A 16,629-nucleotide genomic window follows, 5' to 3' on the forward strand; every position below is an offset into this window, starting at 1 on the left:
TTCGCCTCCAAATTCTCTGACTTTCTGACAAAATTCATCATTTAGTTTAATTATAATATTATAGCCTAACAATTTGCGACAAAGCAACGATTCTGGAATTAAATGTTTCTTTAAGTCTTTATTATCTAGTATAATGAAATAAAATTTATTTTCCGCACAAAACTCACCATTATTATGTTATCAATCAATTAAATTGCAAGCTAGTCTATAAAAATGGTAATATATTAAGTTGATTATTCGAATCTATAATACTAATATTTTAATATGAAGATGTCGAATGGTTGGAGGTTTTGTTGTGAATTACAATTTTGCTTCTTCAAAAGCAAAAACAAATTTTTTTGAACCAACATTAGAAATTAATAAAAAAATCGGTGCTAAAAAGTATTATACTTCCTTACTGGCTGGTTCTTTTATTTTAATTGAAGTATTAGCATTAGCTTTTATTTTCTTCTATTTGTTCGAATACCGCATTTCTCAAGAATTTGATCTTACCTTCCAATTGTTCAATATTCATTCACCGCGTTTTTTCAGCTATTCAATATTCTTTTTGATTTCGATACTTGTCTATTATATGTTTGTTTATCGGTATCGAATATATTACTTTCGATCTCAATCTGGACTTGCGGATGAATTATTTAAAATGATCAAAGCATTTTCCTTTGCTATTTTGATTGCAATTGGAATAAGCTTCACTCTAAAAATTGTTGACTATTCACGATTTGTCATTGTAAGTTATTGGATCATTGGAATGACGTTGTGCATTATTATTAGATCGATAAAACGTTATTGCTATATTTATTTGGCGAAGCAAGCTATTGTTAACAAGAATGTAATTATTGTTGGCGCTGGTAAATTCGGCAAATCATTAATGGATGAAATATCAAGCTACAGTTATTTAGGCTACAACATTGTCGGCTTTGTTGATGATAGTGAACAAACGGCATATAAGGATTTTGAATATCTTGGCCCTATCTCAAGCCTAAAAGGAATATTAAACCATACCCTTGTGGAAGAGCTTATTATTACCATTCCATCTGAGCGTGATCTCGTAAATAAATTAATTTCTGATTTCAGAAAAATCGATATTAATATCAAAATCATACCCGACCTTTATAATTTAGTAATGAGCACGGTGCAAATCGGTAACATTAATTCGTTGCCTGTCGTTACTCTTGTAAAAACGCCAATGAGAGGTTTAGGATTTCTGGTCAAAAGAGCAATCGATATTATTGCTTCAGCGATATTAATCATTTTGTTATTCCCAGTATTTTTACTAAGTTCTGCAGCCATTAAGCTTGATTCGTCTGGGAATATTATTTACAAACAAAAACGAATAGGCAAAAATGGCAAGCCTTTTCCTATGTATAAATTTCGTTCCATGGTAACGAATGCAGACAAATTATTATTGGAGCTTGCCTCAAAGAATGAAATTAATGGGATCGCTTTTAAAATGAAAGAAGATCCTCGTATAACAAAAGTCGGGAGATTTATTCGAAAATATTCGATCGATGAGCTACCGCAATTATTTAATGTACTCAAAGGCGATATGAGTCTTGTAGGTCCTCGACCTCCGCTGCCGCACGAAGTCGAGTACTATGGAGATTGGGAATGGAGGCGGCTCGAAGTAACTCCAGGGATCACTGGATTATGGCAGGTAAGCGGTCGAAGTGATCTATCCTTCCAGCAATGGATGAACTTGGATATTTATTATATTGAAAACTGGAGTCTTCCTCTCGACTGTAAAATTCTCCTTAAGACAATTCCAGTTGTTCTTAAGGGTGAAGGAGCATATTAATCAGGTGGAGTTATATATTGATGCACAGCCGTTGCTCGGTCCGCGTACCGGCATTGCCCGCTACGTCGAATGCTTAAGTTCGGTCTTGGCAAGAGATGAACAAATTAACTTATCACTTGCATTTAATCGATTACTAAAAGGGGTTAAGGAACCCGAGATTCACCAATATGCACTAGCGACAGGAGCCTCGATCGTAAACAACGTATATCCTTATAAAGTATTGAGACGGCTCTTCAAGCCCAATTTATTGTATCATGTTCCGTATGATTTATTTTCTAAAAAAGCAGACATTTTTCATGGGACGAATTTTGTTTATACGCCTGTCGTAAAAGGAAAAACCATTATTACGATTCATGATTTAGCCTATATGAGATTTCCAGAAACGACAAGTCAACGAATTTATTCGCATCATAGTAAATGGGTACCTTACAGTGCACGACAGTGTGATCACATTATTGCTGATTCACTTCAAACTAAACAAGATATTATCGAGTTACTAAAAATTGAAGAAAGTAAAATCGATGTAATACCCTTAGCTGCTGACAATCGATTTAAAGTGATTGATGATTTTAATGTTAAACTCATCTTAGAGAAGTATGATCTTCCTAAGGATTATATTTTATTTGTTGGAACTTTAGAGCCACGTAAAAATCTAACGGGTCTTCTGCAAGCTTATTCAGCTCTTAGAAGAAATTCCGTTGTTGACACGAAGCTTGTCATCGTTGGTACGAAGGGCTGGAAATTCAGCCCTATATTTCAATTAATTCAAGATCTTGCACTGCAAGAAGACGTCATTTTTACTGGATTTATCGCGGATGAAGATTTGCCAGCTATTTATAATGGAGCTAGAATTTTTACCATGCCTTCGATTTATGAGGGATTTGGGCTTCCTATTCTTGAGGCTATGCAGTGTGGTATACCCGTTCTCGGATCGAATGTATCCTCGTTGCCTGAAATTATCGGAGACAATGGACTTCTCTTGCAGCCAAATGATACAAAGGCGTGGGCAGAAGCCATGTACCGATTATTAACAGATCATGAAACTCATGCCACTTTCTCCAACTTATCAATTCAAAGAGCCGAAAACTTTACATGGGAAAAAACAGCACTCGAAACGATGAATATTTATCAAAAAGTGCTAAGCCGGTAATCCTAGTAATTCTGTGGAAACGAGGTGGATTATGAAAATAGCACTAGTCCATGACTATCTAAACCAATATGGTGGGGCTGAGCGAGTCTTGGAATGCTTTATGGATATGTTTCCTGACTCCCCCGTGTTTACGGTCATCTCGGATTTAAATAAGATGCCTCAACGATTTAAAGAAGCAGATATCCGGAGTTCCTTCATTCAAAATATTCCATTTTCCAAAAATCAGTATAAAAAAATGCTTACTCTTTTTCCGATCGCAGTGGAGCAAATGGATCTTCGCGGATATGACCTCGTTCTGAGTTCTTCCAGTGCTTTTGCTAAAGGAATTATTACGCGCGCGGATCAAATTCACGTATGTTATTGTCACACACCAATGCGATATATTTGGGATTTATATCATCAATACATGGACGAAATCAGTAATCCTGTTTTTCGAACAGTTCTCCCCTATATGCTGCATAAAATCCGAATCTGGGATCAAATGAATGCACAGCGTGTAGACCGCTTTATAAGCAATTCTCACAATGTCGCTCGAAGGATTCAAAAGTATTACAATCGCGAAAGTCAAGTAATACATCCACCTGTATCTTTTAGCCATCTAAGGGAAGCATCCTCTAGCGAGGATTTCTTTCTCATTGTTTCTCGCTTAATTCCATATAAACGTATTGATCTTGTTATTGAAGCTTTTAATAAATTGAATCGTCCTCTTGTGATTATCGGTGATGGATATGATCGGAACAGATTAATGAAAATGGCTGGCCCCCACATACAAATGCTTGGGTATCAGTCTGATGCCGTAATTCAAGAATATTATGCCAAATGTAAAGCATTTATATTAGCTGGCGAAGAGGATTTCGGAATTACGCCACTAGAAGCACAAGCCCATGGTAAGCCTGTGATTGCATTTGGCAAAGGCGGAGCTTTGGAAACCGTAGTTGAAGGCAAGACAGGACTCTTTTTCAGAGAACAAACGATCGAAAGTCTTATCGAGGCCATTACAAAATTGGAAATGCTAATTATTAATTCTAAGCAAATTCATATGCATGCGATGTCATTTAACGAAGATCGATTCAAAGTAGAAATTCGGAATTTTATTAACACTACAATACGGGAGAAGGATTTTGTTCATGTATAAGTCATATAAAGGCTCCAAAATTTCAAAATCTGACGGAAGCAATAATAGTTCCATATTATTTTGGCTGCTGATTGTTTTCACATCTTTATATATGTTTTGGGCACCGTTTCAAAAAGCGCTTTTTAACGGGAATTCGTATGATTTCGAACGTCCTATTTACTCTTCCTTGGTATGGACATTCCTTGCCCTGCTAGTGTTAGCGATTTATTTTTTTTATAAATGGAAATTTACTAGCCATCAGGATCTTTTAAGTTTATTGATTTGGCTAATGCCTTTATCCTTTTTGATCGCTAAAATTTCGGAAGCTTCTCATCGATTTGCCACTAATACTTTCTATATTGAGATGCTTTATGCTGCTTTTTTTCTAATTGGACTTTATATCACTCAAAATAATCTAGGTAATAAGATAATTTCGAATGTGATTATGATCTCCGGCTATGTTATCGTTTGGTTTGGGTTATTGAATTGGTTCGGCTATAAATCATTTACAGCCACAATGGTCCATTGGTTTGCTGACATATCTACAAACCCGTTCGAATACAAGGATGCCGTAATGCAAGCTGAAGGTCAGCTGCGGCTAACCTCTGTATTCCAATACGCCAATACTTATGCGGCCTTTCTTATGGGTATTTTCCTCGGAGCTCTTTACTTCATTGTAGAGTCAAAGAAATGGCAAGTCCGGGCACTTCATGCATTTATGTTAGTACCTATCATTTTATCGATCTTATTAACGCTATCTCGCGGTGCTTTGGTTGTGCTTCCTATTGTTATGCTGCTGATCTTGCCTTTTATCAAAATATCCAGGCAATTATTTTTCCTTCTTTATACAGGGATCTCAGCAGTTCTTTGTCTCGTCGTTTTAAGCTCAACCTCGGCCATCGGCAGACAGATTCACATGGATCATAAACTCACTACATCTAGCCAAGGGTTGCTGTTTGTCATCGGAGTATCCGCTGCTTGCGCCATCATTGTATGGGTCATTCATCAATTCGGGTTCTTGAAAGTCGGCGATGCCATCGAATCCAAAATCAAAGCGAAATACTCGAACATCTTAATTCCTGCTGCAGCTCTGATTGTTGGATCCTTAGGTGTCTACTTACTGTTTGGAACCAGTGTTGTAATCAACTTATTGCCTGATTCCATTAAACACCGGGTAGAAAATATTAATTTTGCGCAGCATAGTGTATTGGAACGCGGAACCTTTTATAAGGATGCTGTTAAAGTATTTTATGATTATCCTTTCTTCGGTGCTGGCGGGGGAGCTTGGGCTGCACTTTATGAGAAATATCAGAACAATCCTTATGTCAGCCGGCAAACGCATAATTTCTTTATGCAGTCTTTGGTTGAGACCGGATTGGTTGGTTTGCTTATTCTGCTAGGTTTACTTATCTACATTTTTACACTCTATTTAAAAAAGCATAAAAGAAATGACGAATCGAACCCTGGTCGACATCTATATTTTATTGTGGCGGTTTCCATTCTAGTTCATAGCATTATTGATTTTAACATGAGTTACGTATACATCGGCAGCCTCGTCTTCTTGTGCCTGGGTGCCATGATTTCTGGTTCTCCGTTACCTCTGCAGCGAATAAAGGCAGTTCAAGAGCGGGTCAAAATCAAGTGGGTTTATGCTTCGCTACTCATCGTTGTTTCTTTGTTCATGTTTATTACTTCTACACAGAAGCTAATCGCTAGCGGATTGTTTAGACAAGCGAATACATTGGCCCAAACTCAGCCAAATTTGAATATCATCCTGGATCCGTTAAACAAAGCACTCGACAGTCAACCTACGCATCCCGATTATGCATCCTTTAAAATTGATCTCTTCTTCCAGATGTATAGTCAAACGAAGGATGAGAAGTATTACAATGAAGCTCTCGCACTGATTCAAAAGGCACGTCAGGATGAGCCCCATAATCGTTACTTGATTGATAAGCAAATTGCATCCTATACCGTTAAAAACCAACTGCCTCAAGCTTTGGATTTAATTCAAAAGGAAATTCCCGATTTTTCATGGGACATTACGCTTTATGAGAAAAGCATTTCGTTAAGTACCGAGCTCGGAGAGCAAGCAAGACAGGCGAAGGACGATAAATTAAAAGAACAGTATTGGAATGAAGCTTTCGATACCTATAACAAGGTATTACTTAAAGTAAAGGATTTGGAGTCTCTCCCTAAAGGACAGCTCCAAGGCCGGCCATTTAACGTTACGAACAACATTTCGTTGAATCTTGGCCAAATCGAATTTCTAAGAGGGAAATATGCTTCGGCTGAGAATTATTTGAAAGCAGGAGCAGCCGGTTCCTTGGATGATCCTGGCGTTCGAATGATCGCTCGTTGGTACCTGTCGTCACTGCAAAAACAAGGCAAGAACGATCAAGCATTGCTCGATAAGCTGATCGCTAAAGATCCAAAGGAGCAGACTGAGGTTACGAACTTAGCAAATTTCGCTCAATAATAGCTTAGTCCAAAAAGACTCGATACTACGGTATCGGGTCTATTTTGATTATGCTAGCGCTGGCGAAATAAATAAAACGGCAGCAATCCCAAAGGATGCTGCCGTTTGTGTCGTACAGGGGCCGTGGGCAGGATTAGAATCCGCCCATGCCACCCATACCGCCCATGCCGCCCATGTCAGGCATTGCAGGCTTATCTTTTTCTGGCTTGTCAGCGATAACCGCTTCAGTAGTCAGGAACATTGCTGCTACGGATGCTGCGTGTTGCAGTGCGGAGCGAGTTACTTTCGCTGGATCTACGATACCGGCTTCGATCATGTTGACCCACTCGCCGTTCGCTGCGTTGTAGCCTACGCCTACAGATTCCTTTTTGAGGCGCTCGACGATAACGGAGCCTTCTTGGCCAGCGTTTGCTGCGATCGTGCGTACAGGCTCTTCCAGAGCGCGCAGAACGATGTTTACGCCCGTTTGCTCGTCGCCTTGAGCCTTAACAGCTGCCACAGCGTTAAACACGTTTACAAGGGCTGTACCGCCGCCTGCAACGATACCCTCTTCTACTGCTGCACGAGTAGCGTTCAGAGCGTCTTCAATGCGAAGCTTGCGCTCTTTCAGCTCGGTTTCAGTAGCTGCGCCAACTTTGACTACGGCTACGCCGCCAGCCAGTTTAGCCAGACGCTCTTGCAGTTTTTCTTTATCGAACTCGGAAGTAGTCTCTTCCAGTTGGGAACGGATTTGCGTAATGCGTGCGCCGATATCTTTTTTGTCGCCAGCGCCGTCTACAATGATCGTGTTTTCTTTCGTTACACGAACTTGACGAGCGGAACCGAGCTGCTCAGGACGAGTGGATTTCAGATCCAAGCCAAGCTCTTCCGTGATCAATTGGCCACCTGTCAGAGCAGCGATGTCGCCCAGCATAGCTTTGCGGCGGTCGCCGAAGCCAGGAGCTTTTACTGCTACGCAAGTGAAAGTACCGCGCAGTTTGTTGACTACGAGGGTCGCTTGCGCTTCGCCTTCAACATCTTCAGCGATGATCAGGAGCTGCTTGCCGGATTGAACTACTTTTTCAAGTACTGGCAAGATTTCTTGGATGTTGGAGATTTTCTTGTCCGTGATCAAGATGTACGGATTGTCCAGAACGGCTTCCATTTTGTCCGTATCAGTGATCATGTACGGGGAAGTGTAGCCGCGGTCGAACTGCATACCTTCAACGACTTCCAGCTCCGTAACGAAGCCTTTGGACTCTTCAACGGTGATAACGCCGTCTTTGCCCACTTTTTCCATCGCTTCAGCGATCAGTTGGCCTACTTCATCGTCAGCAGCGGAGATCGCCGCTACTTGAGCGATGGATTGTTTGCCCTCGATTGGCTTCGCAATATTTTGCAGCTCTTCTACAGCTGCTTTAACCGCTTTGTCGATCCCTTTGCGAAGAACCATAGGGTTCGCGCCTGCAGTAACGTTTTTCAGACCTTCGCGAATCATCGCTTGAGCCAGAACGGTTGCTGTAGTCGTACCGTCACCAGCAACATCGTTAGTTTTAGTAGCTACTTCTTTCACGAGCTGAGCGCCCATGTTCTCGAATGCATCGTCGAGCTCGATTTCTTTAGCGATTGTTACGCCGTCGTTAGTGATCAACGGGCTGCCGAATTTCTTCTCCAGCACGACGTTGCGGCCTTTAGGACCCAATGTAACTTTTACAGCATTCGCAAGTGCGTCAACCCCGCGGAGCATTGCGCGGCGAGCGTCTTCGCTGAACTTAATTTCTTTTGCCATGGTGTGTACCCTCCCGAGAAAATGATTTTTTAAATTTATTTAACGTTCCGGATATTTTCATAAGTAATTGCGCAAAACTTAAGTATAAAGCGTCAAGCCGAAGTCTTAGCCCAAGATAGCCAGGATGTCGCTCTCACGCATAATCAACAGCTCACGGCCATCGAATTTCACTTCAGTGCCGGCATATTTGGAGAAAATCACGCGGTCGCCTTCTTGAAGCTCAAGCGGAATGCGCACGCCGTCCTTGAGTGTACCGCTGCCTACGGCTACGACTTTACCTTCTTGCGGCTTTTCTTTCGCCGTATCAGGTAGTAAGATCCCGCTTGCGGTCGTTTCCTCCTTAGCGATGGCTTCGATAACTACGCGATCACCCAATGGTTTGATCATGAGAAAATAGCCTCCTTCTGAATTTCGTACTTTTTTTATTAGCACTCGAAAGTGTTTAGTGCTAACAACAATTCTTATAATAATCACTTCGCAACAATTTTGCAAGTGGTTTTACAACAATTTCACACCCCAACCAGTGTTCCCACAAGATTTGATATTATACGACAAGTTCCAACAATAAAACCGGCTTCTTCACAAGGTGTAAAAGCCGGCTGTTAGCAATGCACTATTTAATTATCCCTTCCCTTGCTCCCTGGCCTGATCCTCCAGAAGCTGCTTCCGATACACGACCCCGGATAAAAAGACGCTGAACTCATACAGCACAATCATCGGGACGGACACAATAATAGCCGATGTGGCGTCAGGAGGCGTAATCATCGTAGCCACGATCACCAGCAGCAAATAAGCATAACGGCGCAGCTTGCGAAGCCGCATAGGGTTGAGCAGCCGCAGCTTGGTCAGGAACATCACAACGATCGGAAGCTCGAACAACAGCGAGATGGGAATCAAGATGTTGAACATAAAGGAAAAGTACTGCGCGATTCCGTAGGTCTCCGTTAGCTGAAGGTTTTTCGAGATAGCAGAGGTAAACAGAAACGCCATGCGAAACACAACGAAATAACCAAAAGCGAGGCCCATTAAGAATAAGATGAGTGCAAACGGCACAAAAATGAGCGAGGCCTTCTGCTCTTCGACCCGCAAGCCTGGCTTAAGAAATGACCAAATTTGGTACATCGAAAAAGGGAGCGTAATGATAAGTCCCATTACCAAGGCAAAATTCATGTACATTTTGATGGCATCCCACGGTGAAAACACGTTCCAGCTGATCGTGTCGGCTGGGGGAATGCTTTTTAAATACGTAATGAGCGGCTGTGCGAACACCAGTCCAATCACCATGCCCACAACCAGCACGAGTATGACCCAAATGAGTCGCTTGCGCAGCTCGGTCAGGTGTTCAACTAGCGACATGCCTTCATCTTTTTCCATCTGTATATCACCAACCTACCATTCGATGAAGTCCCCCATTAATCGGGGAGCCTGCGAGGATTATCTGCTTTGGGAGCGGCAGGAGCGGCAGGTTCTGCCTGAGCCTGAGGATCGACCTGCTTCACAGGCACACCTTGCGGCGGTTCTGGTGGCGTAACGTCCTTGCGCGCCCGCGGCGCAGCCGGCTCGTCATTCAATAGATCGCGCGTCCCTTGCTTAAACTCACGGAGCGCACGCCCTAGCGAGCGGCCAAGGTCTGGCAGCTTGCTCGGTCCGAACAGCACCAGGGCGATGACGCCAATGAGCAGCAATTCTCCGAAGCCTATATTTCCAAACATAACAACCGGTCCTTCCCGGGTAAAAGATAAACAAACATTAGCAATTATACAACCCGCCGTAGCCCAGCTCTGTAATATCCGCGCGGACAATCGGCTCGCCTGCACAAATCCGCGGCAGCAGCACGTCAAAGGATGTGTACGGATCATGCATCACACAGCCGGGAAGCCCCATGATCGGCACCTCACCCAGATAACCCATTAGCAGCATGGAGCCAGGAAGCATGGGCGTGCCATAGCTGACAATCCTAGCGCCGGCCTGCTTGATCGCTCCTGGCGTTCGGTCGTCGGGATCGACGGACATGCCGCCCGTCACAAGGATCAGATCTGCGTGATCTTCATGCAAAAACCGACGAATCTCTTGGACGATCGTCTCGCTGTCATCCGGCGCCAGCCGCTGATCAATCACCTCGGAGCCGAGCTGAGCCAGCTTCTCACGGACAATCGGGCCGAATTTATCTTGAATGCGTCCCTTAAACACTTCGCTTCCGGTCGTAATGATTCCTGCACGCAGCTTCTTGAATGGCTTCACATGGACAAGGGAAGGCTGCTCCCCTGCTCCTTCGAGCGCAATCCGCTGCACCTCATCAATGCGCGCTTCCTCAATGAGAAGTGGAATTACCCGCGTTCCCATCAGCGCTTGGCCTGGCGTGACTACGGTGTTGGTTTTGATCGTGGACATGATGACTTGATCCAACGCATTGACCTCATCAATACGCTTCTTATCGATCTTGGCCAGCCCGTGGATGGTAGATTTGAGCGTGATTTTTCCTTCGTGGGGGGCTGTGAGCTCAACGTTGGCGCCTTGTGCAGCCTGAGCCATACGCAAAGCCGCCTCATCCTCATGCAAGAAGCCCGGAGCGATCTGCATCGCATAAATGTGCTCCTTGCCGATGCTAAGCAGCGCCGGGATATCCTCTTGGCTAATGACGTGACCTTTTTTAAACAGCCGTCCTTTGAACTGTCCCGGGATGATCTGGGTCAAATCGTGCGCCAGCACCAGGCCAATCGCATCCTCTACCTTAACCTCCCGCAGCATTGCGTCAAGCTCCATCGCCGTGATCTCCTTCGCGTCCCGTTAAAATCCCAAGCGCATGAGGAAGCTGATCCATAACAGCCAGGAGATTCTCAGAAACCCCCTTAGGGCTGCCCGGCAAGTTCAAAATCAACGTACGACCACGAATACCCGAAACGGCACGGGACAGCATCGCACGTGGCGTCTTCTGCATGGAAATCATTCGCATCGCTTCCGCAAACCCCGGCGCCGCGCGATCAATGACCTCGAGCGTCGCTTCCGGCGTCACATCGCGAACGGCAAGTCCTGTTCCTCCAGTCGTCAGGATCAGATCCGCTTTGAAATAGTCCGTCATTTCGATCAGAGCGGCCATAATTTCATCCTTCTCATCTGGGACAACGCGGTACTCGATGATCTCCCCGTTGATCTCCTCCTCAATCAGCTCCCGGATCACCTGTGCACTAGTGTCTTCTCTTTCTCCCCGGTAACCGCGGTCGCTTGCGGTCAAGATAGCCACTTTCCAGCGCATAAGTTTGCTCCTCTCACACCTTTTAATTGTATATGTAAAATGTTACGAAGTTCCGCATCGCCTCACAAAGAGGCATAAAAATCCCCACTTTTGCCGCCGGTTTTGCTGATTAGCAGCGTTGGACCGATTTGCATCGTCTTCTCCGCCGCTTTGCACATGTCGTAAACGGTCAACGCAGCGGCAGATACAGCCGTCAGCGCCTCCATCTCAACCCCGGTCGGCCCCTTGGTTTTCACCGTGGCCTCAATATGCAGCTGCCCGTCCGTTTCGTCGGCAAAGCGAATATCAACTCCGCTGAGCGGCAGGGGGTGGCACATCGGGATCCACTCGGACGTCTTCTTAGCCGCCATGATGGCAGCTACCTGGGCGACGGCGAGTACATCGCCTTTGCCGATCTTGCCTTCCTTGATCAGAGCGAGCGTGGACGGTTTCATGACGACCGTAGTCCGTGCCGTCGCCGTTCGTACCGTCTCCGGCTTCTCGGATACATCCACCATTCGGGCCCGCCCTTGCTCGTTAAAATGAGTCAGCGGTCCCTGCGGCTCCACCTTGTCAGACATCCGTCTCCGCACTCCTTCCGGTAATGCGCCGCTCCTCCGTAATCAGCTCGTCGATCCGGAAATCGAACAGCCCCATAGGAACCTCCGAAATGAGCTGATCCTCGAAGGCAGCCGCAATAATATATGGCTTCGGAAGTCCCGTACGGACGTACTGCTGCATGAACCGGTCGTAGTAGCCGCCGCCATAGCCGAGTCTTCCCATATTCAAATCAAAAGCAAGCCCGGGTACGAGCACCACATCAATCTGCCGGATATCGAACAGCTGCGGCGCTTTGGCTACCGGCTCGCGGATCCCCCACGCGCCTCGCTCCAGATCGACGTAAGAGCGAATCTCAAAGAGCTTGAGCTGCTTGTACGCCGGCACAACCTTCGATACCACCACACGCCAAGACCGTTTCCAGCAAGCCTCCAGCACGGGGGTCACATCCACCTCGGTCTTGATCGGCATATAAGTGAACAGCGTCGGCTTGCGCCTGACGGTAGGATCCGGTTGAAGCAGCTCCTCCAGTCGCTCGATCAGCACTTCGCTGATATGGGCGGACTTGCGCTGCCGTGCCTCTTCGGAAATAGCAGAACGAAGGGCCTCCGCTTCACGCCGGAGCTCAATTTTTCTTTCTTTAATATTCATGAAACGGCCTCTCTTCAGCGGGTCGATTCTGGGTTAACCACATTCTAATGCTGCTAACAAGTTAGTGCAAATTTTTTCTAACGGATGAACATCCATTCGGTCTATACTTCTCTATAGTGTAACATAAAACGCTGCAAAATCACGAATTTGAACCGAATTAGCCAAAAAGTCCATTATTCGAGCCGAATCGACAACCCGGCAACAACAGGAACATGGTCGGAGGCGCGGCTTGGAATGACGCTGGCCAGGGAGCTGATGGAGAACTCGGACGACCGGGTAAAAATGTGATCGACCACACCCCCTTTTAGTACGGTAGGCTCAGATGTCGATAGTGGCACCTCTGCAAATCCAAGCGGCTGCAGCGTCGGCTCCAGACCTCCAGCCGGACTATTGAAGTCCCCCATCAGAAGCAGCGGCGTCTGAATCGGCTTCAATACAGCAGCAAGCTGCGGCAGCTGCTTGTCCCGCTCCACGGCCGTAACACCCAAGTGGGTCGTGGCAACGGTCATCTTCTGCCCGCCGCCAAGTGCCAGCTCGGCGAGCAGCACACAGCGCGGCTCCCGCCCGCCGCTAAGCACATCGTATCGAACCGAGGTCAGTGGATACCGGCTGAGCAGCGCAATTCCGTATTCCGAGAGACCGCTCTGGATCGCCGGTGCATAGGCATAATACATGCCGAGCGACTTGGCGAAATACTGCACTTGATCCTGTAAGCCGCTGCGCCACTTCCATCGGTCGACCTCCTGCAGCGCAATTACGTCCGCATGGCCTTCACGCAGCTCATTAGCAATGGCTTCGGGATCGATGTTTCCGTCCAAGCCTTCGGCATGTCGAATATTGTAGGTCATCACCTGCAGCTTTCCGGGGTCAAGTGTCGCCTTGAATGGGGTGGTCTGGGAGGCGGCGCCGGCTTGGGCTGCAAGCAAAACGATCGAAGTTATTAATAGAAGAAAAAGTAATAAGGCACGGGCACCGGGCTTGCTCGATATCGAAGGTGCAGTAAGCATGGGGCAGCCGCCTCCTTTTTAATAGAAAGAATACGATTCCGATTCGAGCATACGTCAGCCTGCGGCATTTTGTATACGCGGAAAGCGATGGAAATCGAAATCAGCGGCGGAATGTGCTACACTGATGAGGTGTTTACTAGAGAGAATTCAAGATTCAGGAGGCTTTCTTCATGCTGCTGCAAGTCACGGGAATCCAAAAAAGCTACGGGGTCACCTCCGTGCTTTCCAATATATCGCTGCAGATTGAAGCGCGGGAGCGGATCGGCCTCGTAGGCGTCAACGGCGCAGGCAAATCAACGCTGCTGCAAATCATCGCAGGCGAGCTTTCTTATGATAGCGGGAACATTTTTAAAGCGAAGGAAACGAAGATCGGCTACCTCAAGCAAAACAGCGGTCTTAATTCGAACCGTTCGATCTGGGACGAGCTGCTCAGCGTGTTCGCCTCCTTGATCGACAATGAGCGCGAGCTGCGCAAATTGGAAGCGCTCATGGCCGATCCGGACGTGCTGGCCGATGAGAAAAAAACCGAGGACACCATGCAGCGCTACGCGCAGCTGTCGGAGACCTTTCGCCTGCAAGGCGGATATGAAATTGAAGCAAAAATTCGCGGCATTCTCAACGGGATGGGCTTCGGGGACATGGACCCTGCTACCTCATGCCAAGCGCTGAGCGGCGGGCAGAAAACCCGGCTGGCGCTGGCCAAAATGCTGCTGGAAGCGCCCGATCTGCTGCTGCTTGACGAGCCGACCAACCATCTCGACATTCAGACGCTGACGTGGCTGGAGCAATATTTGCGCTCGTATTCCGGAGCGATTCTGGTCGTCTCCCATGACCGGTATTTTCTAGACGCCCTGGTGGATGCGATCTACGAGATCGAGCGGACCACCTCGCGCCGGTACACCGGTAACTATACGCGTTACGTCGAGCTGAAAGAAGCGGAGTATGAAATTCAGCTCAAGCAATTCGAAAAGCAGCAGGAAGAGATCAGCAAAATGGAGGAGTTCATTCAGCGCAATATCGTGCGCGCCTCCACTACAAAGCGGGCGCAAAGCCGCCGGAAAGCGCTTGAGAAAATGGACCGGCTGGACAAGCCGATGGGCGATTTGAAGCGCGCGAGCTTTTCCTTCGAGGTCGAGGTGCCTTCCGGACGCGAGGTGCTCGATGTCCGCAACGTAGCGGTATCCTACGACGGGAAAAAGCCGCTCGTGGAGCAGGTGAAGTTTCAACTGCGCCGCGGCGATACGGCAGCTCTGATCGGACCGAACGGTATCGGCAAATCAACCCTGCTGAAGACGCTGATCGGCCAGCATCAGCCGGATCGCGGCTCCTTCGATTGGGGAGCGAATGTCCGCATTGGCTACTATGATCAGGAGCAGACCGGACTCAACATGAATGCCACGGTTCTCGATGAGCTGTGGAATATGTACCCTCATTTGGAGGAAGCGCGTATCCGGACCGTGCTCGGCAATTTCTTGTTCAGCGGCGAGGATGTATTCAAAAAGGTCGGGTCGCTCAGCGGGGGCGAGAAAGCGCGGGTAGCTTTGGCCAAGCTCATGCTGCAAAAAGCGAACGTCCTGATCCTCGACGAGCCGACCAACCATCTGGATTTGTACAGCAAGGAAGTGCTGGAGTCCGCGCTCATCGATTACGAGGGCACGCTGCTGTTCATTTCGCATGACCGGTATTTCTTGAACAAAATGGCGGAACGGATGCTCGAATTGAGCTCGGACGGCGTTACCGACTACCTCGGTAATTACGACGACTACGTGGAGAAAAAGCTGGAGCTGGCGGAGATGGAGCAGCAGCGTCTCTTAGCCGAGGCGGCTAAAAAGGCGACCAGCTCGGCAGCAGCTGCAAGCAGTGCAGGCACAGCTAGCGAGAGCAGTGGCTACGAAGCGGGCAAGCAGGCGAAGCGCGAGGAGCGCAATCGTCAGCGCAAGCTGGAGCAGCTGGAGCAGCAAATCGCCCAGCTGGAGGACGCAATCGGCGCGCTGGAGGCGGAGCTGGCGCTGCCGGAGGTGTATAACGACTACGTGCTCGTGCAGGAGAAGAACACGCAGCTGGAAGCGAAAAAGACGGAGCTGGCGGAGTGCTACGAGCAGTGGGAGCAGCTGGCGGAATAAATAGTTATGGGGTGTCCATGGGGACACCCTTTTTTGATTCGAGCCTCTTTAGTCGGTCTCGGTGAGGCGAAGAAGCAGCAGCGGTACGCTGCTGTAGATGATCATGCAGCCGGCGGCGACGATGCCCGAATCGTTGAGGGCTAGCGCGGCTAAGGCGCCAATGACGCCCGCGAAGCACCCGTGCATCAGCAGCGGGTAGCGCTCCTCCCACCGGCGGAGCCGTCCTTTCGGCCGCAGCACCAGCGCGGCCATGACGGCCAGGCCGGTGAGCAGCACCTTGCTCCAGGCGGAGACGCGGATCAGGTGCGCATTCATCGCCAGCTTGCGATGGATGATCGCCCCGATCACGTCGTAGCGCCCCTGGCGCAGCGCTTCGAAGGCCCGGCCGACATGGCTCGGGCCGGGCCCCTGGCTGCCGCCGGAGCCTACGGCGGCGGGGGCGCTTGCGGCTGCGGCCGCAGCTGGACCACCGGCGGGGCCGGGGGGCCAGGCGGCGTTCAGCAGCCACAGCCCCGCGAGCGCGCCCGCCAGCGGCAGCGCGAGCGCGAGCGCCAGGCGGCGCCACCGCAGGGCGCCGCGAGCGGCCAGGCGCGCAGCCAGCGCGCCAAAGGCGGCTGCGGCGCAGAGCGCGCCGCCGGCCTTGGCGCCGAGCGCCGGCGCGGCGAAGTAGGCGGCGAGACCGCCGCCGACGGCCGCCGCGGGCGCGAGGGCGCGCCAGGGCCGGGCGGCCGCGCGAGCCGCCGCGGGCCGCC

At 48.3% G+C, this 16,629-nt stretch carries 14 protein-coding genes and 1 pseudogene; 5 read left to right on the forward strand and 10 right to left on the reverse strand.

The window, feature by feature from the left end; translation table 11 throughout:
- Positions 1 to 295: 295 nt before the first annotated feature.
- From FPZ49_RS12185 to FPZ49_RS12200, 4 genes are read left to right on the forward strand one after another with little or no spacing between them, the layout of a single operon-like run.
- Entirely contained in the window at positions 296 to 1,795 is a 1,500-nt protein-coding gene (locus tag FPZ49_RS12185; protein WP_261381369.1) for a sugar transferase, read from the forward strand.
- A 4-nt stretch (positions 1,796 to 1,799) separates the two neighbouring features.
- Positions 1,800 to 2,945, forward strand: a complete 1,146-nt coding sequence (locus tag FPZ49_RS12190) for a glycosyltransferase family 4 protein (protein WP_144846980.1) — start codon at positions 1,800 to 1,802, stop codon at positions 2,943 to 2,945.
- 31 nt (positions 2,946 to 2,976) lie between these two features.
- The gene (locus tag FPZ49_RS12195; RefSeq protein WP_144846982.1) at positions 2,977 to 4,080 is read left to right on the forward strand and encodes a glycosyltransferase; all 1,104 of its coding nucleotides are present in this window, start codon (positions 2,977 to 2,979) and stop codon (positions 4,078 to 4,080) included.
- Positions 4,073 to 6,538, forward strand: coding sequence for an O-antigen ligase family protein (locus tag FPZ49_RS12200; RefSeq protein WP_144846984.1), 2,466 nt, complete (start codon positions 4,073 to 4,075; stop codon positions 6,536 to 6,538). The genes FPZ49_RS12195 and FPZ49_RS12200 overlap by 8 nt, the downstream gene beginning before the upstream one ends.
- A 133-nt stretch (positions 6,539 to 6,671) precedes the next feature.
- Here the strand turns inward: FPZ49_RS12200 and groL are convergent, their stop codons facing one another.
- The 9 genes from groL to FPZ49_RS12245 form a co-directional block, all read right to left on the reverse strand.
- Positions 6,672 to 8,306: a chaperonin GroEL gene (gene groL, locus FPZ49_RS12205; RefSeq protein WP_144846986.1), complete on the reverse strand. Its 1,635-nt coding sequence runs from the start codon at positions 8,304 to 8,306 to the stop codon at positions 6,672 to 6,674.
- A 105-nt stretch (positions 8,307 to 8,411) separates the two neighbouring features.
- Entirely contained in the window at positions 8,412 to 8,693 is a 282-nt protein-coding gene (gene groES / locus FPZ49_RS12210; RefSeq protein WP_144846988.1) for a co-chaperone GroES, read from the reverse strand.
- Between the two features lie 234 nt (positions 8,694 to 8,927).
- Positions 8,928 to 9,680 carry a twin-arginine translocase subunit TatC gene (tatC, locus tag FPZ49_RS12215; RefSeq protein WP_144846990.1) on the reverse strand — a complete coding sequence of 251 codons (753 nt, stop codon included), beginning with the start codon at positions 9,678 to 9,680 and terminating at the stop codon, positions 8,928 to 8,930.
- A 38-nt stretch (positions 9,681 to 9,718) separates the two neighbouring features.
- Positions 9,719 to 10,018: a twin-arginine translocase TatA/TatE family subunit gene (locus FPZ49_RS12220; RefSeq protein WP_144846992.1), complete on the reverse strand. Its 300-nt coding sequence runs from the start codon at positions 10,016 to 10,018 to the stop codon at positions 9,719 to 9,721.
- Positions 10,019 to 10,055: 37 nt separating this feature from the next.
- Complete coding sequence (locus FPZ49_RS12225; protein WP_144846994.1) at positions 10,056 to 11,069, reverse strand: molybdopterin-binding protein; 1,014 nt, start codon at positions 11,067 to 11,069, stop codon at positions 10,056 to 10,058.
- Positions 11,059 to 11,559, reverse strand: a complete 501-nt coding sequence (gene mog, locus FPZ49_RS12230; RefSeq protein WP_144846996.1) for a molybdopterin adenylyltransferase — start codon at positions 11,557 to 11,559, stop codon at positions 11,059 to 11,061. The genes FPZ49_RS12225 and mog overlap by 11 nt, the downstream gene beginning before the upstream one ends.
- 62 nt (positions 11,560 to 11,621) lie before the next feature.
- Positions 11,622 to 12,119, reverse strand: a complete 498-nt coding sequence (gene moaC, locus FPZ49_RS12235; RefSeq protein WP_144846998.1) for a cyclic pyranopterin monophosphate synthase MoaC — start codon at positions 12,117 to 12,119, stop codon at positions 11,622 to 11,624.
- On the reverse strand, positions 12,112 to 12,747 hold the full coding sequence (locus tag FPZ49_RS12240; protein ID WP_144847000.1) for a 5-formyltetrahydrofolate cyclo-ligase: 636 nt from the start codon (positions 12,745 to 12,747) through the stop codon (positions 12,112 to 12,114). Before FPZ49_RS12240 ends, moaC begins: the two co-directional genes overlap by 8 nt.
- Before the next feature lie 173 nt (positions 12,748 to 12,920).
- On the reverse strand, positions 12,921 to 13,754 hold the full coding sequence (locus tag FPZ49_RS12245) for an endonuclease/exonuclease/phosphatase family protein (protein ID WP_144847002.1): 834 nt from the start codon (positions 13,752 to 13,754) through the stop codon (positions 12,921 to 12,923).
- 170 nt (positions 13,755 to 13,924) lie between these two features.
- Between FPZ49_RS12245 and abc-f the strand changes: the two genes are divergently transcribed.
- The gene (abc-f, locus tag FPZ49_RS12250; protein ID WP_144847004.1) at positions 13,925 to 15,877 is read left to right on the forward strand and encodes a ribosomal protection-like ABC-F family protein; all 1,953 of its coding nucleotides are present in this window, start codon (positions 13,925 to 13,927) and stop codon (positions 15,875 to 15,877) included.
- A gap of 48 nt (positions 15,878 to 15,925) precedes the next feature.
- On the opposite strand, the pseudogene FPZ49_RS35685 reads toward abc-f, so the two are convergent.
- Positions 15,926 to 16,629, reverse strand: a pseudogene (locus tag FPZ49_RS35685) (hypothetical protein); the annotation flags it as partial.

The sequence above is a fragment of the Paenibacillus cremeus genome (assembly GCF_007786445.1).
Lineage (GTDB): Bacteria > Bacillota > Bacilli > Paenibacillales > NBRC-103111 > Paenibacillus_G > Paenibacillus_G cremeus.